Annotated in this window: 29 protein-coding genes; 1 reads left to right on the top strand and 28 read right to left on the bottom strand. The window is 65.0% G+C overall.

Going from position 1 to position 19,922, the window contains the following annotated elements; all coding sequences use genetic code 11:
• Window positions 1–153: 153 nt before the first annotated feature.
• From rplO to rpsL, 28 genes are all read right to left on the bottom strand, one after another.
• Window positions 154–606, bottom strand: coding sequence for a 50S ribosomal protein L15 (gene rplO / locus DFO65_RS16010; protein WP_113905452.1), 453 nt, complete (start codon window positions 604–606; stop codon window positions 154–156).
• A 1-nt stretch (window position 607) separates the two neighbouring features.
• A complete protein-coding gene (gene rpmD / locus DFO65_RS16005; protein ID WP_113905451.1) occupies window positions 608–790 on the bottom strand; it encodes a 50S ribosomal protein L30 in 183 nt (60 codons plus the stop codon).
• Window positions 790–1,479, bottom strand: a complete 690-nt coding sequence (gene rpsE, locus DFO65_RS16000; RefSeq protein ID WP_113905450.1) for a 30S ribosomal protein S5 — start codon at window positions 1,477–1,479, stop codon at window positions 790–792. The genes rpmD and rpsE overlap by 1 nt, the downstream gene beginning before the upstream one ends.
• Window positions 1,476–1,856 (bottom strand): 50S ribosomal protein L18, encoded by a 381-nt coding sequence (gene rplR, locus DFO65_RS15995; protein WP_113905449.1) that lies wholly within the window; start codon window positions 1,854–1,856, stop codon window positions 1,476–1,478. Before rplR ends, rpsE begins: the two co-directional genes overlap by 4 nt.
• A 2-nt stretch (window positions 1,857–1,858) precedes the next feature.
• Window positions 1,859–2,395 carry a 50S ribosomal protein L6 gene (gene rplF / locus DFO65_RS15990; RefSeq protein ID WP_113905448.1) on the bottom strand — a complete coding sequence of 179 codons (537 nt, stop codon included), beginning with the start codon at window positions 2,393–2,395 and terminating at the stop codon, window positions 1,859–1,861.
• 15 nt (window positions 2,396–2,410) lie between these two features.
• Entirely contained in the window at window positions 2,411–2,809 is a 399-nt protein-coding gene (gene rpsH, locus DFO65_RS15985) for a 30S ribosomal protein S8 (RefSeq protein WP_113905447.1), read from the bottom strand.
• Window positions 2,810–2,878: 69 nt separating this feature from the next.
• Window positions 2,879–3,448: a 50S ribosomal protein L5 gene (gene rplE / locus DFO65_RS15980; protein WP_113905446.1), complete on the bottom strand. Its 570-nt coding sequence runs from the start codon at window positions 3,446–3,448 to the stop codon at window positions 2,879–2,881.
• Window positions 3,448–3,816: a 50S ribosomal protein L24 gene (gene rplX / locus DFO65_RS15975; protein WP_113905445.1), complete on the bottom strand. Its 369-nt coding sequence runs from the start codon at window positions 3,814–3,816 to the stop codon at window positions 3,448–3,450. Before rplX ends, rplE begins: the two co-directional genes overlap by 1 nt.
• Window positions 3,817–3,818: 2 nt before the next feature.
• Complete coding sequence (rplN, locus tag DFO65_RS15970) at window positions 3,819–4,187, bottom strand: 50S ribosomal protein L14 (RefSeq protein WP_009379205.1); 369 nt, start codon at window positions 4,185–4,187, stop codon at window positions 3,819–3,821.
• Window positions 4,188–4,332: 145 nt separating this feature from the next.
• The gene (rpsQ, locus tag DFO65_RS15965) at window positions 4,333–4,620 is read right to left on the bottom strand and encodes a 30S ribosomal protein S17 (RefSeq protein ID WP_113905444.1); all 288 of its coding nucleotides are present in this window, start codon (window positions 4,618–4,620) and stop codon (window positions 4,333–4,335) included.
• Window positions 4,620–4,871 carry a 50S ribosomal protein L29 gene (gene rpmC / locus DFO65_RS15960; RefSeq protein ID WP_113905443.1) on the bottom strand — a complete coding sequence of 84 codons (252 nt, stop codon included), beginning with the start codon at window positions 4,869–4,871 and terminating at the stop codon, window positions 4,620–4,622. Before rpmC ends, rpsQ begins: the two co-directional genes overlap by 1 nt.
• A 2-nt stretch (window positions 4,872–4,873) precedes the next feature.
• Entirely contained in the window at window positions 4,874–5,290 is a 417-nt protein-coding gene (gene rplP / locus DFO65_RS15955) for a 50S ribosomal protein L16 (RefSeq protein ID WP_113905442.1), read from the bottom strand.
• Window positions 5,291–5,293: 3 nt separating this feature from the next.
• Entirely contained in the window at window positions 5,294–6,109 is an 816-nt protein-coding gene (gene rpsC, locus DFO65_RS15950) for a 30S ribosomal protein S3 (RefSeq protein WP_113905441.1), read from the bottom strand.
• Window positions 6,109–6,495, bottom strand: a complete 387-nt coding sequence (rplV, locus tag DFO65_RS15945) for a 50S ribosomal protein L22 (protein ID WP_113905440.1) — start codon at window positions 6,493–6,495, stop codon at window positions 6,109–6,111. Before rplV ends, rpsC begins: the two co-directional genes overlap by 1 nt.
• 42 nt (window positions 6,496–6,537) lie before the next feature.
• A complete protein-coding gene (rpsS, locus tag DFO65_RS15940) occupies window positions 6,538–6,819 on the bottom strand; it encodes a 30S ribosomal protein S19 (RefSeq protein ID WP_113905439.1) in 282 nt (93 codons plus the stop codon).
• Between the two features lie 15 nt (window positions 6,820–6,834).
• Window positions 6,835–7,671, bottom strand: coding sequence for a 50S ribosomal protein L2 (gene rplB / locus DFO65_RS15935; RefSeq protein WP_113905438.1), 837 nt, complete (start codon window positions 7,669–7,671; stop codon window positions 6,835–6,837).
• Between the two features lie 29 nt (window positions 7,672–7,700).
• A complete protein-coding gene (gene rplW, locus DFO65_RS15930; RefSeq protein ID WP_113905437.1) occupies window positions 7,701–8,000 on the bottom strand; it encodes a 50S ribosomal protein L23 in 300 nt (99 codons plus the stop codon).
• On the bottom strand, window positions 7,997–8,650 hold the full coding sequence (gene rplD, locus DFO65_RS15925; RefSeq protein WP_113905436.1) for a 50S ribosomal protein L4: 654 nt from the start codon (window positions 8,648–8,650) through the stop codon (window positions 7,997–7,999). The genes rplW and rplD overlap by 4 nt, the downstream gene beginning before the upstream one ends.
• Window positions 8,651–8,655: 5 nt before the next feature.
• A complete protein-coding gene (gene rplC, locus DFO65_RS15920) occupies window positions 8,656–9,330 on the bottom strand; it encodes a 50S ribosomal protein L3 (RefSeq protein WP_113905435.1) in 675 nt (224 codons plus the stop codon).
• A 13-nt stretch (window positions 9,331–9,343) separates the two neighbouring features.
• A complete protein-coding gene (rpsJ, locus tag DFO65_RS15915) occupies window positions 9,344–9,652 on the bottom strand; it encodes a 30S ribosomal protein S10 (protein WP_009379191.1) in 309 nt (102 codons plus the stop codon).
• A gap of 378 nt (window positions 9,653–10,030) precedes the next feature.
• Window positions 10,031–11,284, bottom strand: a complete 1,254-nt coding sequence (locus tag DFO65_RS15910; RefSeq protein ID WP_113905434.1) for an ABC transporter ATP-binding protein — start codon at window positions 11,282–11,284, stop codon at window positions 10,031–10,033.
• A 36-nt stretch (window positions 11,285–11,320) separates the two neighbouring features.
• The gene (locus tag DFO65_RS15905; RefSeq protein ID WP_113905433.1) at window positions 11,321–12,157 is read right to left on the bottom strand and encodes a carbohydrate ABC transporter permease; all 837 of its coding nucleotides are present in this window, start codon (window positions 12,155–12,157) and stop codon (window positions 11,321–11,323) included.
• A gap of 3 nt (window positions 12,158–12,160) precedes the next feature.
• A complete protein-coding gene (locus DFO65_RS15900; RefSeq protein WP_113905432.1) occupies window positions 12,161–13,072 on the bottom strand; it encodes a carbohydrate ABC transporter permease in 912 nt (303 codons plus the stop codon).
• On the bottom strand, window positions 13,069–14,382 hold the full coding sequence (locus tag DFO65_RS15895) for an extracellular solute-binding protein (protein ID WP_113905431.1): 1,314 nt from the start codon (window positions 14,380–14,382) through the stop codon (window positions 13,069–13,071). Before DFO65_RS15895 ends, DFO65_RS15900 begins: the two co-directional genes overlap by 4 nt.
• 177 nt (window positions 14,383–14,559) lie before the next feature.
• Window positions 14,560–15,753 carry an elongation factor Tu gene (gene tuf / locus DFO65_RS15890; RefSeq protein ID WP_113905430.1) on the bottom strand — a complete coding sequence of 398 codons (1,194 nt, stop codon included), beginning with the start codon at window positions 15,751–15,753 and terminating at the stop codon, window positions 14,560–14,562.
• A gap of 117 nt (window positions 15,754–15,870) precedes the next feature.
• Entirely contained in the window at window positions 15,871–17,976 is a 2,106-nt protein-coding gene (fusA, locus tag DFO65_RS15885; RefSeq protein ID WP_113905429.1) for an elongation factor G, read from the bottom strand.
• A gap of 87 nt (window positions 17,977–18,063) precedes the next feature.
• On the bottom strand, window positions 18,064–18,534 hold the full coding sequence (gene rpsG / locus DFO65_RS15880; protein ID WP_113905428.1) for a 30S ribosomal protein S7: 471 nt from the start codon (window positions 18,532–18,534) through the stop codon (window positions 18,064–18,066).
• On the bottom strand, window positions 18,534–18,908 hold the full coding sequence (gene rpsL / locus DFO65_RS15875; RefSeq protein ID WP_113905427.1) for a 30S ribosomal protein S12: 375 nt from the start codon (window positions 18,906–18,908) through the stop codon (window positions 18,534–18,536). The genes rpsG and rpsL overlap by 1 nt, the downstream gene beginning before the upstream one ends.
• A 463-nt stretch (window positions 18,909–19,371) precedes the next feature.
• Here rpsL and DFO65_RS15870 point away from each other — a divergent pair, with 463 nt between their 5' ends.
• Complete coding sequence (locus DFO65_RS15870) at window positions 19,372–19,830, top strand: Fur family transcriptional regulator (RefSeq protein ID WP_113905426.1); 459 nt, start codon at window positions 19,372–19,374, stop codon at window positions 19,828–19,830.
• Window positions 19,831–19,922 lie beyond the last annotated feature (92 nt).

Below are 19,922 nucleotides of genomic sequence, written 5' to 3'. Positions count from 1 at the left end.
ACGACCTGGCGAATGAGACAAATACCTGCAAAAGACTACCAGGGTACGGCCCCCGCTCGCGAAACGGCCCGGAGCCGGGGACGACGAAGGGGACGGTCACCGCGGTGACCGTCCCCTCATGTCTCGACCCTCCCCCTCGCAAGGGGGTGCGGATCAGGCTTCCGTGGCGCTGCCGCCGGCGGCCTTGATCTTCTCCAGCGCGGAGCCGGAGAACTTGTCCGCGGTGATGTTCAGGGCCACGGTGATCTCACCGGTGCCGAGAACCTTCACGGGCTGCTTGGGACGCACAGCACCCTTGTCCACCAGGTCGGCGACGGTGACGTCGCCGCCTTCCGGGAACAGGGCCTCCAGCTTGTCGAGGTTGACAACCTGGAACGTCACCTTGCTGGGGTTCTTGAACCCCCGCAGCTTCGGCAGACGCATGTGCATCGGGGTCTGTCCACCCTCGAAGCCGTGCGGAACCTGGTAGCGGGCCTTCGTGCCCTTGGTTCCGCGGCCGGCGGTCTTGCCCTTCGAGCCCTCACCACGACCGACACGGGTCTTGGCGGTCTTGGCGCCGGGGGCAGGACGGAGATCGTGGACCTTGAGTGCGTCGGAGTTCGACATATCAATCCACCTCTTCCACTGTCACGAGGTGACGCACGACGTTGATCATGCCCCGGATCTCCGGACGATCTTCGTGCACCACCACATCGTTGATCCGCTTCAGCCCGAGCGAACGCAGCGAATCACGCTGGTTCTGCTTGCCGCCGATCTCGGACTTGCGCTGGGTTACCTTGAGCTTCGCCATCAGGCCTTCGCCCCGCTTTCAGCAGCCGCACGCAGAAGAGCGTGAGGAGCGACCTCGTCGACCGGCAGACCGCGGCGTGCCGCGACCTCTTCGGGGCGCTCGAGGCTCTGGAGAGCCTTGATCGCCGCGTGGACGATGTTGATCGCATTCGAGGATCCCAGCGACTTGGACAGGATGTCCTGGACGCCGGCGCAGTCGAGGACGGCGCGCACGGGACCACCGGCGATCACGCCGGTGCCGGGAGCGGCCGGACGCAGCAGGACGACGCCTGCGGCGGCCTCACCCTGGATGGGGTGCGGAATGGTCTTCTGGATGCGGGGAACGCGGAAGAAGTTCTTCTTCGCCTCCTCGACGCCCTTGGCGATGGCGGCAGGGACTTCCTTCGCCTTGCCGTAGCCCATGCCGACCATGCCGTCGCCGTCACCGACCACGACGAGTGCGGTGAAGGAGAACCGACGTCCACCCTTGACCACCTTCGACACGCGGTTGATCGTGACGACGTGCTCGATGAACTGGTTCTTCTCCTCGCGGTCGCCGCGACCGCCGCGTCCACGGCCCTCGCCGCGTCCACGACCCTGGCCGCCCTGACCGCGATTGTCACCGCGGCCGCGGGAACCGCGGTCGCCGCTGCTGTCGTTGCGGCTCTCTGCTGCCGGAGCCTGCTGGTCCTTGTTCTCTTCAGTGCTCATAGGGCCAATCCTCCTTCACGGGCACCTTCGGCGATCGCCTGCACGCGGCCGTGGTAGGCGTTGCCCCCACGGTCGAAGACGACGGTCTCGATGCCGGCTTCCTTCGCGCGCTGGGCGACCAGCTCGCCGACCCGGCGGGCCTTGCTGGTCTTGTCGGCGTCGAGCTCGCGCAGGTCCGCTTCCATGGTGGAGGCCGATGCCAGGGTCTTGCCGACGGTGTCGTCGATGACCTGGACGAACACGTGGCGCGTGGAACGCGTCACTGAGAGACGAGGGCGTTCCGGCGTCCCGCTGACATGCTTGCGCAGACGAGCGTGACGGCGCTTGCGAGCCGCAGCCCTGCCCTTGCCGTAGCTTTCCTTCTTGCCAAAGGCCATCTCTACTTACCAGCCTTTCCGACCTTGCGACGGACGTTTTCGCCGGCGTAGCGCACACCCTTGCCCTTGTAGGGTTCGGGCTTGCGCAGCTTCCGGATGTTGGCGGCGGTCTCGCCGACCAACTGCTTGTCGATGCCGTGGACAGCCAGCTTGGTCTGTCCGTCGACGCTGAAGGAGATGCCCTCCGGCGCTTCGACGGTGATCGGGTGGCTGTAGCCGAGGGCGAACTCGAGGTTCGATCCCTTGGCCTGCACACGGTAGCCGGTGCCGACGATCTCGAGGGCCTTCGAGTAGCCTTCGGTCACACCGATGATCATGTTGTTGACCAGGGTGCGGGACAGCCCGTGCAGCGAACGGGATTCCCGCTCGTCGTTCGGACGGCTCACGGTCACGACACCCTCATCGAGCGATACGGAGATCGGCTCGGAGATGGTGACGGACAGCTCGCCCTTGGGACCCTTGACCGAGACGTCCTGGCCGTCGATCGTGACCTCGACGCCGGTGGGAACGGAGATCGGGTTCTTGCCAATGCGTGACATGTCTTCTCTCCTTCCTTACCAGACGTAGGCGAGGACTTCCCCACCCACACCCTTCTTGGCGGCCTGGCGGTCGGTCAGGAGACCTGACGACGTCGACAGGATGGCGATGCCGAGTCCACCGAGCACCTTGGGCAGGTTCGTCGACTTCGCGTAGACGCGCAGACCGGGCTTCGACACACGGCGCAGGCCGGCGATCGAACGCTCGCGGTTGGGTCCGAACTTGAGGTCGAGGCGAAGGGTCTTCCCGACGGCAGCGTCCTCGACGCTCCAGTCGGTGATGTAGCCTTCGGCCTTGAGGATCTCGGCGATGTTGGACTTCAGCTTCGAGAACGGCATGGAGACGTCCTCGTGGTAAGCCGAGTTGGCGTTGCGCAGACGTGTCAACATGTCTGCGACTGGATCAGTCATTGTCATGGTGGGCTCTAGCCCTTCCTCGTCACGGTTTCCGCCCGCGCTCACGCGATTGGACCTGCGACGTAGCGATTATTTGGTCTTGAACGGGAACCCGAGGTGGCGCAGCAGGGCGCGTCCCTCGTCGTCGGTCTTCGCTGTTGTCACAACGGTGATATCCATACCTCGGACACGGTCGATCCGGTCCTGGTCGATCTCGTGGAACATCGACTGCTCCGTGAGGCCGAAGGTGTAGTTACCGTTCCCGTCGAACTGACGATCCGAGAGCCCGCGGAAGTCACGGATTCGCGGCAGGGCCAGAGTGATGACACGGTCGACGAACTCCCACATCCGGGCACCGCGCATGGTGACGTGGGCCCCGATGGGCTGACCTTCGCGCAGCTTGAACTGGGCGATGGACTTCCGTGCGCGGGTCACGACCGGCTTCTGACCGGTGATCAGAGTGAGGTCGTTGATCGCGCCTTCGATCAGCTTCGAATCGCGTGCTGCGTCACCCACACCCATGTTCACGACGACCTTGGTCAGGCCGGGAACCTGCATGGGGTTGGCGTAGTTGAACTCCTCCTGCAGCTTCGCCACGATCTCATCGCGGTAGACCTGCTTGAGGCGCGGTGCTGGACGGTTGGTGGTTGTCTCCGTCATCAGATCTCCTCCCCGGTACGACGCGAGTAGCGGACCCGGACGGTCTTGGTGCGACCATCGCGTTCCACGGTCTCCTCGCGGTATCCGACGCGGGTGGGCTTGTTGTCCTTGGGGTCGACGAGCGCCACGTTGGACACGTGGATGGGGGCTTCGTGGGTCTCACGACCGCCGGCGGAACCGCCGGCCTGAGTCTGCGTAGCCTTCTTGTGCTTGATCACTCGGTTGACGCCCTCGACGAGGACGCGGTTGCGCTCCGGGTAGACGGCAAGGACCTTGCCCTGCTTCCCACGATCGCCGCCCCGCGACTGACGGGCGCCGGCGATCACCTGGACGAGGTCGCCCTTCTTGATCTTGAGCTTGTTCGCCATGCTCACAACACCTCCGGTGCCAGGGACACGATCTTCATGAACTTCTTGTCACGCAATTCGCGTCCCACGGGCCCGAAGATGCGGGTTCCGCGCGGCTCGCCATCGTTCTTGAGGATGACTGCTGCATTCTCGTCGAACTTGATGTACGAACCGTCGGGACGGCGGCGCTCCTTGGCGGTGCGGACGATGACGGCCTTGACGACGTCACCCTTCTTCACGTTGCCGCCGGGGATTGCGTCCTTGACGGTGGCCACGATCGTGTCACCGATCGAGGCGTAGCGCCGACCGGAACCGCCGAGGATCCTGATGGCCAGGATCTCCTTGGCTCCGGTGTTGTCGGCGACCTTGAGTCGCGACTCTTGCTGAATCACAGTTTTCTCCTGTCGTCGCGCTGGTTCTCACGCTGAGCATGAGCCTTGCGGAACGGATTTTCGGACAGTTCACCCCGTTCCCGGTGGCCGCCCACGGCCTGCGAACAGGCCGCGGGCGGGACCGGGTGGGAGGGGTGGCGATGGCTTACTTGGCGCGTTCGATGATCTCGACGAGCCGCCAGCGCTTCGCGGCCGAGACCGGCCGCGTCTCGGCCACGACGACGAGATCGCCGATACCGGCGGTGTTCTCCTCGTCGTGGACCTTGATCTTGTTCGACTTGCGCAGCACCTTGCCGTAGAGGCGGTGCTTCACGCGCTCCTCGACCTCGACGACGATGGTCTTCTCCATCTTGTCGGACACGACGTATCCGCGCATGGTCTTGCGCGAATTGCGCTCCGCCTGCGTGGCTTCGGGGTTGGTGGACTCAGTCATCACTTGTTCTCTTCCTTGGCGTCAGCAGGGTTCGGACGGATGTCCAGCTCCCGCTCATTGAGCACGGTGTAGATACGAGCGATGTCGCGGCGCACTGCCTTGAGCCGACCGTGGTTCTCCAGCTGGCCGGTGGCCGACTGGAACCGCAGGTTGAAGAGCTCGGCCTTGGCCTTCTTGAGCTCCTCGGCCAGACGCTCGTTGTCGAAACCGTCCAGTGCGTCCATGGACAGGTTCTTCGAACCGATAGCCATACTCACTCACCACCTTCGCGGGCCACGATGCGGGCCTTGAGCGGAAGCTTGTGGATCGCCAGGCGCAGGGCCTCGCGAGCAACTTCCTCGGACACACCGGCGAGTTCGAACATGACTCGGCCGGGCTTGACATTGGCGACCCACCACTCGGGAGAGCCCTTGCCGGAGCCCATGCGGGTCTCGGCGGGCTTCTTCGTCAGCGGTCGGTCCGGGTAGATGTTGATCCACACCTTGCCACCACGCTTGATGTAGCGGGTCATGGCAATACGCGCGGCCTCGATCTGCCGGTTGGTGACGTAGGCGGGCTCGAGAGCCTGGATGCCGTAGTCACCGAAGGACACCGTCGTGCCGCCCTTGGCTGCGCCGCCCCGCTTGGGGTGGTGCTGCTTGCGGTACTTCACTCGACGAGGGATCAACATGGGTCAGCCCTCCGATCCGGCCTCAGCCGCAGGGGCTTCGGCGCTGTTGTCAGTCGTACGAGGCTGGTCGTTCCGGCGCGGAGCGCCTTCCTGACCACGACCACGGCCGCCACGGCCGCGCCCCCGGCCACGGGGGCCACGGGCGGCAGGAGCCTTCGCCTGCTCGGCGGCAAGCTCCTTGTCGGTCATATCGCCCTTGTAGATCCACACCTTGACGCCGATCCGCCCGAAGGTGGTGTGCGCCTCGTGGAATCCGTAGTCGATGTTCGCGCGCAGGGTGTGCAGCGGCACACGGCCTTCGCGGTAGAACTCCGACCGGCTCATCTCGGCACCGCCGAGGCGACCCGAGCACTGCACGCGGATGCCCTTGGCACCGGCGCGCTGGGCGCTCTGGATGGCCTTGCGCATCGCGCGGCGGAACGCCACACGACTGGCGAGCTGCTCGGCGACACCCTGAGCGACGAGCTGGGCGTCGATCTCGGGGTTCTTCACCTCGAGGATGTTGAGCTGGATCTGCTTGCCGGTGAGCTTCTCGAGCTGACCGCGGATGCGATCGGCCTCTGCTCCGCGACGTCCGATGACGATGCCCGGACGGGCGGTGTGGATGTCCACGCGGACACGGTCACGGGTGCGCTCGATGTTGACCTTCGAGATGCCGGCCCGCTCGAGGCCCTGGGTCATCATCTGACGGATCTTGACGTCTTCGAGCACGTAGTCGGCGTAGCGCTGACCCGGCTTGTTCGAGTCAGAGAACCACTTCGACTTGTGATCCGTGGTGATTCCGAGTCGGAATCCGTTGGGATTGATCTTCTGGCCCATCAGCGGCTCCCCTTCCGGTTCTTGCGCTGCGGCAGGTCGTCGCCGCTGGCCAGGACCACGGTCACGTGGCTGGTGCGCTTCTCGATGCGGAACGCACGACCCTGGGCACGCGGACGGAACCGCTTCATGGTCGGACCCTCATCGACGAACGCCTCCGAGACGACCAGTTCGTTCTCGTCGAACGCAACGCCTTCCTCGTCCGCCTTGACCCGCGCATTCGCGATGCCGGAGGCAACGAGCTTGTAGATCGGCTCAGAGGCCGACTGTTCTGCAAACTTCAACACTGCAAGTGCTTCGGTCGCCTGCTGACCACGAATGAGGTCGATGACGCGCCGAGCCTTACGAGGCGTGACGCGCAGGTACCGCGCCTTAGCCTTGGCTTCCATCGCTTCCTTCTCTCTTCTCTAGGATCGAAAGAGTGCCCCGCGTCAGCGGCGGCGGCCCTTGCGATCGTCCTTTTCGTGGCCACGGAACGTCCGTGTCGGTGCGAACTCGCCGAGCTTGTGCCCGACCATCGCTTCAGTGATGAAGACCGGCACGTGCTTGCGTCCGTCGTGGACGGCGATGGTGTGTCCCAGGAAGTCCGGGATGATCATCGAGCGACGAGACCAGGTCTTGATTACGTTTTTGGTGTTCTTCTCGTTCTGGCGAGCCACCTTCTGGTAGAGGTGCTCGTCGACGAAAGGACCCTTTTTCAGGCTACGAGGCATAAGTCAGTACTCCAATCAGCGCTTCTTGCCGGTCCGGCGACGGCGCACGATGTACTTGTCGCTCTCTTTCTTCGGCCGGCGTGTGCGGCCCTCTGGCTGACCCCACGGGCTGACCGGGTGACGACCACCCGAGGTACGGCCCTCGCCACCGCCGTGCGGGTGGTCGATCGGGTTCATCACGACACCGCGGACGGTCGGGCGCTTGCCCTTCCACCGCATGCGGCCTGCCTTGCCCCAGTTGATGTTCGACTGCTCGGCGTTGCCGACCTCACCGACGGTTGCGCGGCAGCGCGCGTCGACGTTCCGGATCTCTCCGGACGGCATGCGCAGCTGGGCGAAGCGGCCGTACTTCGCCACGAGCTGCACGGACGAACCGGCAGAGCGAGCGATCTTGGCACCGCCACCGGGGCGCAGCTCGACGGCGTGCACCACGGTTCCGACTGGGATGTTGCGCAGGGCAAGGTTGTTGCCCGGCTTGATGTCCGCGCCCGGTCCGGCTTCCACCTGTGCGCCCTGCTTGAGGTTGTGCGGGGCGATGATGTAGCGCTTCTCTCCGTCTGCGTAGTGCAGCAGAGCGATCCGCGCAGTGCGGTTCGGGTCGTATTCGATGTGAGCGACCTTCGCCGGAACACCGTCTTTGTCATGGCGACGGAAGTCGATGACACGGTACTGACGCTTGTGACCGCCGCCCTGGTGGCGAGTGGTCACGCGGCCCTGGTTGTTGCGGCCACCGCGCTTGGGCAGTGGGCGCAGAAGCGACTTCTCCGGTGTAGACCGGGTCACTTCGACGAAGTCGGCGACCGACGAGCCACGGCGGCCCGGGGTCGTCGGCTTGTGCTTACGGATTCCCATGAGTCTTGTCCTTCTGTGCGAAGGATCGCTTAGAGCGATCCACCGAAGATGTCGATCGATCCGTCCTTGAGGGCGACGATGGCACGCTTGGTGTCCTTGCGCTTCCCCCAACCGGTGCGGGTGCGGCGGCGCTTGCCCTGACGGTTCAGGGTGTTCACCTTGGCGACCTGCACGCCGAAGATCGATTCAATGGCATTCTTGATCTCGGTCTTGTTCGAGCGCTGATCGACGATGAAGGTGTACTTCCCCTCGTCCATCAGGCTGTACGTCTTCTCCGAGACGACCGGTGCGATGATGATGTCGCGCGGGTCCTTGAGGTTGAGACTCATGATGCGTCCTCCGATTCGCGGTATCCACCCAGGAACGTGGCCAGCGCCGCTTCCGTGAACACGATGTCATCGGCGACCAGCACGTCGTACGTGTTGAGCTGGTCGGAGGTGAGCACGTGCACGTCGGGCAGGTTGCGCACGCTCAGGTAGGTGAGCTCGTCGTCACGGTCGATCACCACGAGGGCGTTCTTGCGATCGGACAGGCCCGCCAGAGCGGTCTTCGCCTGCTTGGTCGACGGTGCGTCGCCGGTGACCAGGTTCTTCACGACGAAGACCTGGCCCAGACGGGCGCGATCCGACAGCGCGCCGCGCAGGGCGGCTGCCTTCATCTTCTTGGGGGTCCGCTGCGAGTAGTCGCGCGGGACCGGCCCGTGGACGATTCCGCCGCCGTTGTACTGAGGGGCGCGGATCGAACCCTGACGGGCGTTGCCGGTTCCCTTCTGACGGTAGGGCTTGCGACCGCCGCCACGGACTTCCGAGCGGGTCTTGGTCTTGTGCGTGCCCTGGCGAGCGGCTGCGAGCTGAGCCACCACGACCTGGTGGATCAGCGGCACGTTCGTCTGGACGCCGAAGACCTCGGCGGGCAGAGTCGCGGTGCCGGTCTTGGCGCCAGTGGCATCGACGATGTCGACTGTCTGTGCTTCAGACATATCGTTCAGGCCTCCTTCGCGGCCGAGCGAACGAGAACGACTGCACCCTTGGGGCCGGGAACGGCACCCTTGATGAGCAGGAAGTTGTTCTCGGTGTCCACGGCGTGGATCGTGAGGTTCTGGGTGGTGTGCTTGACGGCACCCATGCGACCGGCCATGCGCATGCCCTTGAAGACACGGCCCGGGGTCGCTGCTCCACCGATCGAACCGGGCTTGCGGTGGTTGCGGTGCGCACCGTGCGAGGCGCCGACGCCGGCGAAGCCGTGACGCTTCATGACACCGGCGGTTCCCTTGCCCTTGGTCTTCGCGGTCACGTCGACCTTGACTCCGGCCTCGAACGTGTCGACACCGAGTTCCTGACCGAGCGCGTAGTCGGCGGCGTCCGCGGTGCGCAGCTCGACGAGGTGACGGCGCGGGGTCACGCCGGCCTTCTCGAAGTGGCCTGCGAGCGGCTTGTTGACCTTGCGCGGATCGATCTCGCCGAACGCGATCTGCACAGCGGGGTAACCGTCGGTCTCCTCGTTGCGGATCTGGGTCACGACATTGTTCCCGGTGGCCACGACGGTCACCGGCACGAGCTTGTTCTGCTCATCCCACACCTGGGTCATGCCCAGCTTGGTCCCCAGCAGGCCCTTGACCTTGCGGGTGGTGGGGAGAGCGGAAGAACGGTTGTTCGCCATAGTTCCCTCCCCCTTAGAGCTTGATCTCGATGTTGACGTCGTCAGCGAGGTCGAGACGCATGAGCGAATCGACAGCCTTCGGCGTCGGATCGACGATGTCGATCAGACGCTTGTGCGTGCGCATCTCGAAGTGCTCACGGCTGTCCTTGTACTTGTGCGGCGAACGGATGACGCAGTACACGTTCTTCTCCGTCGGCAACGGCACGGGGCCCACAACAGTCGCACCAGCGCGAGTGACGGTGTCCACGATCTTGCGTGCGGCACTGTCGATCACAGCGTGGTCGTACGACTTGAGCCGGATGCGGATCTTCTGTCCCGCCATGGCGTCGTCTCTTTCTTTAGTTCCTTCCGGCCATCAACCTCCAACCAGGGCGGTTGGGGTCTGTGCCGGCTGACCATGACCGACCCCCGAGGTCGGGCGTGTCGGCTGTTTCGGAGGCTCGAATCCGCGAGGGATCCGGTTCCGCGCCGACGGCGCTTCTACTCAATGGCTGCTCGGTCCGAACCCGCGTACAGGCAGATTCTTCGATCCGATAGTGTTTCGGGCTGTTCGCGGTGTCGCCACCGCAGTGCAGGGGTCAACGCCCAAAACGCAACTTCACTATCTTGTCACATTCCGTCCGAACCGCGCAATTCCGGGCCTGATCACTGTGAGGGAAGTCTCGCGGGCCGCGCCGGGGCCGCCCTCGCGGGCTCCGGCTCAGTCCGCCCGGCGGGAGCCGGCGCGCTCGAGAGCCCGCCGCCGCGCCGCCTCCGACGCCTCGGCGAGCCGGGCCGCATTGGACTCGTCCCGGGTGAGGTTCCTTCCGGTCTCCGGGTCGAAGACCTTGACCTTCGCCGGGTCGAACCACAGCTTCGCCTCGTCACCTTCGCGGATCGTCGTCGAGGCGTCGAGCGCCGCGACGATCTGGGTCCGCATGCCCTCTCCGTCGAGGTCCCGGTCGAGCTCTTCGAGCGCCGCGGCCACCTGCGGGGCGGCTTCGAAAGGTATGTAGGCGTAGACCTCGTGGCCGAGCCATTCCGTGACGTCGACCTCGGCGTGCAGCACGGCACCGGCGGCCACCTCGGCGTCGTCCATCTGCGCCGCGTCGTGGATGTCCTCGGGACGGACCCCGGCGATGAGGAACCGGGGAGCGTCGTGGAGGCGCTCCTGCCGCTCGGGCGGCAGGGAGAACGCCCCGAACGGCGACCTCAGCTCGCCGTCGGCGTTCTCCACCGGGAGGAAGTTCATCGGCGGGGAGCCGATGAAGCCGGCGACGAAGAGATTCATCGGCTCGTCGTAGAGCTCCTGCGGGCTCGCGTACTGCTGGAGGACGCCCATCTTGAGGACGGCGACCTTGTCGCCGAGCGTCATCGCCTCGGTCTGGTCGTGGGTGACGTAGACGGTCGTCACCCCGAGGCTCCTCTGCATCCGGGAGATCTCCGTGCGCATCTGGATCCGCAGTTTGGCGTCGAGGTTCGACAGCGGCTCGTCGAACAGGAACGCCTTCGCGTCGCGGACGATCGCCCGACCCATCGCCACTCGCTGACGCTGTCCGCCGGAGAGGTTGGCGGGTTTGCGGTCGAGATGCTCCTCGAGCTCAAGCAGTTTGGCAGCGCTGCGCACCCGCTGGTCGATCTCGGCCCGGGTGTACCTGCCCTTCGCGAGGAGCAGCGGGAAGGCGATGTTCTCCCCCACCGTCAGGTGGGGGTAGAGGGCGTAGTTCTGGAACACCATCGCGAGGTCGCGGTCACGGGGCGGGGCGTCGTTGATGAGCTCGCCGTCGATGAGGAGCTCCCCGCCGGTGATGTCCTCGAGGCCGACGATCATCCGCAGCAGCGTGGACTTGCCCGAACCGGACGGTCCCACGAGGATCACGAACTCGCCGTCGGCGATCGACAGGCTGACATCGCTGATCGCCTGGTATCCGTCGGCGTACCTCTTGTCGATGCTCTTGAGCTGAATCTCGGACATCCGTCAACCTCGCTTCTCTCTGCGGTGTCGGTTCTCTCATCCCTTGACCGCGCCGGAGGTCAGACCGCTGACGATCTGCCGTTGGAACAGGAGGACGAGGACGATGATCGGAACGGTGACGACGATGGCCGCGGCCGCGATGGCTCCGGCCGGTTCCTCGAACTGGCTCGCCCCGGTGAAGAAGGACAGCGCCGCGGGCACGGGCCTCGCCGCCGAGGTCGACGTCAGGGAGATTCCGTAGATGAAGTCGTTCCACGCGATGAAGAAGGCGATGATCGCGGTGGTGAACACTCCGGGGGCGGCCAGCGGCACGATGACCTTGCGGAAGGCCTGGAAGCTCGTGGCGCCGTCGACCTGCGCCGCCTGCTCGAGCTCCCACGGGATCTGCCGGAAGAACGCCGCGAGCGTCCAGATCGAGATCGGCACCGTCAGCGACAGATAGGGGATGATGAGGCCGAGCCACGTGTCGTAGAGGCCGAGTGCCGACCAGATCCGGAACAGGGGCGTGACGAGGGAGATCACGGGGAAGATGGAGACGGCCAGGGCCATCGTGAGGACCAGCTTCTTGCCCGGGAAGTCGAGCCGTGCCACGGCATAGGCGGTCAGGGTGGCGAGGACGACCGCGATGGCCGTCGCGAGCAGGCAGATCCCGATCGAGTTGACGAGGGCGGGGACGAACAGGTCCCGGGCCGACCCGACGAAGATCAGCTGGTAGTTCTCCCAACTCACCTCGGTGGGCCAGAACCCCCTGTTCGCGATGTCGGCCGGGGACTTCAGCGACAGCGACACGATCCACACGACGGGGAACAGCGCGTAGACGGCGACGACGACGGAGATGACGATCCACCAGACCCGGTGGCGACGACCGTTCATGCCTCACTCCCCCCTGGCCTGGGCCAGATCGACCTTGAAGAGCTCGATGAAGACGAAGCAGATGAGCGCGACGCTGAGGAACAGCAGCACCGACAGCGCCGACCCCATCCCGATCTGCAGCTGGCTGATGGACTGGTTGTAGGTCAGGAACGACACCGTCGCCGTGCTCTGGGCCCCGGCGGTCATGACGAACACCGAGTCGAAGATGCGGAACGCGTCGAGGGTGCGGAAGAGCAGCGCGACCATGATCGCCGCCTTCATGTTGGGGATGATCACCCGCGACATCCGCTGCCACCACGTCGCCCCGTCGACGGTGGCCGCTTCGAGCATGTCGCCGGAGATCTGCGCGAGGCCCGAGAGCAGGAGGAGCGAGATGAACGGAGTCGTCTTCCAGATCTCGGTGGCGCAGATGACGACGAACGCCGACCAGAAGTCCCCGAACCAGTCGAAGTCGGTCAGACCCGTCCAGGTCCCGACGAAGCCGGTCCCGAGGTCGAAGGCGTACTTCCAGGAGAAGGCCGCGACGACGGTGATGATCCCGTAGGGGATGAGGATCGCCGTGCGCAGCCACGGCCGCACCGAGCGCAGCGCATTCAGCATGACGAGCGCGAGGGCGAAGCCGAGGACGAGTTCGATCGCGACGGTGACGACGGTGATGAGCAGGGTCACGCCCAGCGTCTGCCACCACAGGGGGTCGGTGAGGACGACGAGGTAGTTGTGTCCCCAGTTGAGGAACCGGTTGTCGGGGTCGGTGAGCCGGTAGTTGAATAGGGAGTAGTAGAACGCCTGCAGGATGGGGTAGCCGGTGACCGCGAGGAGGACGATGACCGCCGGGGCGGACAGCAGCCAGCCGAGGCTCCTCTCCCCCCGGGCCCTCCCCGACAGCCGGGTCCGCACAGCGGTCGATCCGTTCACAGCAGACGCTCCCCTCGCAGGATCTCCAGGATCAGGGTCGCCGAGGCGGCCGGTGTCGTCTCCGGATCCGCGGCGGTCACCGGATGCCAGGTCTTCTGCACTCCCCCGGTCACCTCGTTGTAGTAGGGGGTCAGCGGCCGCGGCGCGGAGATGCGCAGCGATTCGGCGATCTCCGCCGCGGCCGGGAACTCCCGCTGCACCTCGGGGTCGTCGAATGCCGCGAGGTTCGACGGCGCATTCCCGTCGGTGAGGAAGTACTCGCTCTGGTGCTCGGGCGTCCGGATGCACTGCACCGCGTCGAAGGCCAGGTCCCGGTGCTCGGAGAACGCGCCCACGCCGAGGTTGATGCCGCCCAGGGGCGGTCGCGATTCGGTGTCGGCGTCGACCCGGGGGTAGAGGGCCCAGCCCATGTCGTCGAGGACCGCTGCGTCGAGCGCCCCCTCGTCGACCGAGGCCTTCGTCGCGGCGTAGACGAAGGGCCAGTTGACCATGAACCCGCCGTCGTCGGACTGGAACTCGAGCATCGAGCCGTTCTCGTCCTGATTGCTCAGCTGCGGACCGCCGACTCCCGCCTCGCCGATCTTCGCCATGATCGCGGCGGCGTCCCTGCCGGCGTCGCTGTTGAGGCCGAGGTCAACTGCGTCGGGACTGTCGGCATCGGGATTGGAGACGATGTGCCCGCCCGCGGATTCGATGAGCGCGTTGAGCCACACCGTCAGGGACTCGGCACGGATGCCCTGGACGCTCACCCGCTTGCCCTGACCGGCCGCCGCGTCGATGACCTGGTCCCAGGTGACGGGCCGGGACATGTCGAGGCCGGCCGCCTCGGCGACCGATTTCCGGTACCACAGCAGCTGGGTGTTGGCCCAGAACGGGGCCGCCACCAGCTCGTCCCTCCGGGTCGAGGACTCGACCGAGGAGGCGATGACCCCCGAGGTGAACTCCTCCTCGTACTGAGCGGGCACGGGCGCCAGGTAGTCCGCATGAGCCATCTCGGCGACGTACACCGGGTCGAGGCTCATGATGTCGATCGAGGAGTCCTCGGAGGCAAGCCGGCGGACCAGCTGCTCCCTCTGCCCGGGCGCGTCGTTGGGAAGCAGGCTCGTGCTGATGCGATAAGCACCCCCGGCCTCGTCCGTGCACGCTTCAGCAATGCGGGCCTGACCGCCGTTGTCGGGATTGATGTACCAGGTCAGCGTGGGCGTCGCCGCGTCCGGGGAGCACCCGCCGAGGGCGACGGCAGCCGCGCTGGCCGCTGCCGCGACGACGATGCCGAGGCCGCGTCGGGGCCACCGGGAACGCTGCGTCATCGTCTCTCACCACCCTGCACCGTGATCTGCCTCACTTGCCAGTCCATTCACACCATACCTCAAGGTAAGGGCAAGGCGGCTGGTCGAGGGTCGGTGAATGCGAAGAACCCCGGCCCTTGCGGACCGGGGTTCTCGCGTCATTCACTCAGGCGGAGCCTGACTGACGACGGTGTCGGATCATTCGACGATCTTGGTCACTCGACCGGCGCCGACGGTGCGTCCGCCTTCGCGGATGGCGAAGCGCAGGCCCTCTTCCATGGCGATCGGCTGGATCAGCTCGACCGACATGTCGGTGTTGTCGCCGGGCATGACCATCTCGGTGCCCTCGGGCAGCGTGATGACGCCGGTGACGTCCGTGGTGCGGAAGTAGAACTGCGGACGGTAGTTCGAGTAGAACGGGTTGTGGCGTCCACCCTCGTCCTTGCTGAGGATGTAGACCTGGCCCTCGAACTTGGTGTGCGGGGTGATCGAACCCGGCTTGACGATGACCTGACCGCGCTCCACGTCTTCGCGCTTGGTGCCGCGCAGAAGCAGACCGACGTTCTCACCTGCACGTGCGTCAGGCAGGGTCTTGCGGAACATCTCGATCGCCGTGACGGTGGTCTTCGAGGAGGTCGGCTTGATGCCGACGATCTCGATCTCTTCGTTCGGCAGGAGCACACCGCGCTCGACACGACCGGTGACGACGGTTCCACGACCGGTGATCGTGAAGACGTCCTCGACGGGCATGAGGAAGGGCTTGTCGACGTCGCGCTCCGGCTCCGGGACGAACTCGTCGACCTGGTTCATAAGCTCTTCGACGGTGGCGACCCACTTCTCGTCGCCCTCGAGGGCCTTGAGAGCGGAGACCTGCACGACGGGAGCGTTGTCGCCGTCGAAGTCCTGGCTCGAGAGCAGATCGCGAACCTCGAACTCGACGAGCTCGAGGAGCTCCTCGTCCTCGACCATGTCGGACTTGTTGAGAGCCACGACGATGTAGGGCACACCGACCTGACGCGCGAGCAGCACGTGCTCACGGGTCTGGGGCATCGGACCGTCGGTGGCGGCAACCACGAGGATCGCGCCGTCCATCTGAGCAGCACCGGTGATCATGTTCTTGATGTAGTCGGCGTGACCAGGGGCATCGACGTGAGCGTAGTGACGCTTCTCGGTCTGGTACTCAACGTGCGAGACGTTGATGGTGATGCCGCGCTCCTTCTCCTCAGGTGCGTTGTCCACCTGGTCGAAGGCACGAGCCTCGTTGAGATCTGGGTACTTGTCCGCCAGGACCTTGGTGATCGCGGCGGTCAAGGTGGTCTTTCCGTGGTCAACGTGGCCAATGGTACCAATGTTGACGTGCGGCTTAGTCCTATCGAAACTAGCCTTTGCCACTGGGTTCCTCCTCGTGGTTGGCAAAAGATATGCGGTTCATATCTTAGACCTTTGTTGGTTTTCTTTCATACACGGTGGGGAGGTTCTCCTCACCGCGGACAGACCGGGGACCGGAGATTACTCTCCGCCACGCATCTTCTGGACGATCTCGTCGGCGACAGCCTTCGGGACCTCCGCATAGCTGGAGAACTGCATCGAGTACACCGCACGTCCCTGGGTCTTCGACCGCAGATCTCCGATGTAGCCGAACATCTCCGACAGCGGGACCAGGGCCCGGATGACCTTCACACCGGAAGCGTCGTCCATGGACTGCATCTGGCCACGCCGGGAATTCAGGTCGCCGATGACGTCACCCATGTATTCCTCAGGGGTGCGCACCTCGACGTCCATGACTGGTTCCAGCAGAACCGGGTTCGCCTTCCTGACGGCCTCCTTCAAGACCATCGATCCGGCGATCTTGAATGCCATCTCCGAGGAGTCGACATCGTGGTAGGCACCGTCGACCAGGGTGGCCTTGATCCCCACCAGCGGGTAGCCGGCGAGGACGCCGAGCTGCATGGCGTCCTGGATGCCCGCGTCGACGCTCGGAATGTACTCACGGGGCACGCGGCCGCCGGTGATGGCATTCTCGAACTCGTAAACTGTATCGCCTTCGACCTCGAGGGGCTCGATGGTGACCTGGACCTTCGCGAACTGACCCGATCCACCCGTCTGCTTCTTGTGGGTGTAGTCGTACTTCTCCACCTTGCGGCGGATGGTCTCGCGGTAGGCCACCTGGGGCTTGCCGATGTTCGCCTCGACCTTGAACTCGCGCTTCATGCGGTCGACGAGGATGTCGAGGTGCAGCTCGCCCATGCCGCCGATCTCCGTCTGCCCGGTCTCCTCGTTGCGGTTGACCGAGAACGTCGGGTCCTCCTTGGCGAGCTTCTGGATGGCCAGGGACAGCTTCTCCTGGTCGCTCTTCGTCTTCGGCTCGATGGCGACGAAGATCACCGGGTCCGGGAAGGACATCGATTCGAGGACGATGGGCTGGTTGATGTCGCACAGGGTGTCACCGGTGGTGGTGTCCTTGAGCCCGATGAACGCGTAGATGTGACCCGCGATCGCCTCTTCGACCGGGTTCTCCTTGTTCGAGTGCATCTGGAAGAGCTTTCCGATGCGCTCCTTCTTGCCCGAGGTGGTGTTGAGCACCTGGGCACCGGAGTCGACCCGGCCGGAGTAGACGCGGACGTAGGTCAGCGAACCGTAGAACGGGTGAGCGGCGACCTTGAAGGCGAGAGCCGAGAACGGCTCGTCCCTCGAGGGCTTGCGGGTCATCTCCTCGTCCTCGTTGTTCAGGGCGTGGCCGATCATCGGCGGCACGTCGAGAGGCGAGGGGAGGAAGTCGATGACGGCGTTGAGCATGGGCTGGACGCCCTTGTTCTTGAACGCCGAACCGCACATGACCGGGAAGGCCTCGGAGTTGATGACGAGGGAGCGGATTCCGCCCTTGAGCTCGTCGATCGAGAGCTCTTCGCCCTCGAGGTACTTCTCCATGAGCTCTTCGCTGGCCTCGGCGACATCCTCGACGAGCTGCGCGCGGTACTCCTCGGCCTTCGCCTGGAGGTCCGCGGGGATCTCGATCTCGGTCATGTCCTGACCCTTCTTGGACTCATCGGGCCAGACATAGGCCTTCATCTCAAGCAGGTCGACGACACCCTGGAACTCGGACTCGGCACCGATGGGCAGCTGGATGACCAGCGGCTTCGCGCCGAGGCGATCCTTGATGGTCTGCACGGTGTAGTAGAAGTCCGCACCGAGCTTGTCCATCTTGTTGACGAAGCACACGCGGGGGACGTTGTACTTGTCCGCCTGGCGCCACACGGTCTCGGACTGCGGCTCAACGCCTTCCTTGCCGTCGAACACGGCCACCGCTCCGTCGAGGACGCGCAGGGAGCGCTCGACCTCGACGGTGAAGTCGACGTGACCGGGGGTGTCGATGATGTTGATCTGGTTGTCGTGCCAGTAGCAGGTGGTGGCGGCCGACGTGATCGTGATGCCGCGCTCCTGCTCCTGCTCCATCCAGTCCATCGTCGAGGCACCGTCGTGGGTCTCGCCGAGCTTGTAGTTCACACCGGTGTAGAAGAGGATGCGTTCGGTCGTGGTTGTCTTACCGGCATCGATGTGGGCCATGATGCCGATGTTGCGGACCTTTTTCAGGTCGGTGAGCACGTCAAGTGCCACGGTGTCTCTCTCTCAATCGATGACTTGATCGACTCCCCCGTCCCGGACCGCCCGCACGCATGCGGGACGGTCCGGGACGACGGGCGATTACCAGCGGTAGTGGGCGAAGGCCTTGTTGGACTCGGCCATCTTGTGGGTGTCCTCGCGGCGCTTGACAGCGGCGCCGAGGCCGTTGCTCGCATCGAGGATCTCATTCATGAGGCGCTCGGTCATCGTCTTCTCGCGCCGCTGCCGCGAGTAGCCCACGAGCCAGCGCAGGGCCAGAGTGGTCGAACGAGCGGGACGGACGTCGACGGGGACCTGGTAGGTCGCGCCGCCGACGCGGCGGGACCGGACCTCGAGGGACGGACGGATGTTGTCCAGGGCCTTCTTGAGGTTGGCGACCGGGTCGTTGCCGTTCTTCTCGCGGGTGCCCTCGAGCGCGCCGTAGACGATGCGCTCGGCGGTCGAGCGCTTGCCGTCGAGGAGGATCTTGTTGATCAGCTGCGTGACGAGCGGCGAGTTGAAGACCGGGTCGACGACGATGGGCCGCTTGGGTGCTGGACCTTTACGTGGCATTACTTCTTCTCCCTCTTCGCACCGTAGTGGCTGCGTCCCTGCTGACGGCCCTTGACACCCTGGGTGTCGAGCGAGCCGCGCACGATCCGGTAGCGCACGCCGGGCAGGTCCTTGACACGACCGCCGCGCACGAGCACGATCGAGTGCTCCTGGAGGTTGTGACCCTCACCGGGGATGTAGGCGGTCACCTCGATCTGGCTCGAGAGCTTGACACGCGCGACCTTGCGAAGAGCCGAGTTCGGCTTCTTGGGGGTGGTGGTGTACACGCGGGTGCACACGCCACGGCGCTGCGGGCTCCCCTTGAGTGCAGGACTGTTCGATCCTGCGGATTTGTTATGCCGCCCTTTGCGGACGAGCTGCTGGATTGTCGGCACTAAGCGTTCTCCATCTGCTTCTCGATAAACCTAATTCCCACATCCGGCCACGGCGGCAGCCGTGTTTGTGAACCGTGGGACATATCCGACTGAACAACGGGTGAAGCTCGACTCCCGAAGCCAGTATCCGCGCGACGGTACGTGACCCGCGGTCGGGAGTGTCGCAAAGCCACACGCATCCCGGGCACGTCTCATCGACGGCCTACTCCATCCAACTCACACTCTGATTCCGGGCCTCACAAACCACCCGGCGCGATCGTCGAAACAGCGTAGATTACACAATCAGTCGCATCTCAGGATATCGCGGCCGCGTCCATCCGGTCAAAGCGGGGCGCGTGCGCTCGCGGGAGTGCGACGAAGGACACGTCTCCCCCTGCGCGTCTCCCTCTGTGGGACACGCATCCGTTTCCTTGACTGATTCAAGACTGGCCGTCAGACTTGAGGGGTGCCAGAGGAAGAGACGATGCGCGCCGAGGACTGCTCCGCTGCCCTGCGGAGCAGTTCTCTGCGTGTGACCAAACAGCGGGTCGCGGTCCTGCGCGCGGTGGACGCCCACCCGCACGCCGACACCGAGACCGTCATCCGCGCGGTGCGGCGGGACCTCCCGGAGGTCTCCCACCAGGCCGTGTATGACTCACTCCATACTCTCACCGAAGTCGGGCTCGTCCGGTGCATCCAGCCGTCCGGGTCCGTCGCGCGCTATGAGCGGCGCGTCGGCGACAACCATCATCACCTCGTGTGCCGAATGTGCAGCGTCATCGTCGATGTCGACTGCACGATCGGGCGGGCTCCGTGCCTGACTCCTTCGCACGAGCATGGTTTCGCCGTCGAGCAGGCCGAAGTGACGTTCTGGGGAGTGTGCCCGGACTGTGCCGAGTCCAGCTCGGACGCAGACCCGGTGCGATCGCCCTCTGCAGTCTGAGATGGCCGGCGGCACCGCCACTTCGGCCATCAAGTCGACAATCAGGCGTTGACAACATCCGAGCCCGGAAGCGGGCTCGACAGCGAAAGGAA

It is taken from the genome of Brevibacterium sanguinis (assembly GCF_003315415.1).
GTDB classification, from domain to species: Bacteria; Actinomycetota; Actinomycetes; order Actinomycetales; family Brevibacteriaceae; genus Brevibacterium; species Brevibacterium celere_A.
Note: the sequence above shows the minus strand (reverse complement) of the source record. Positions and strands in the feature narration are given on the sequence as shown.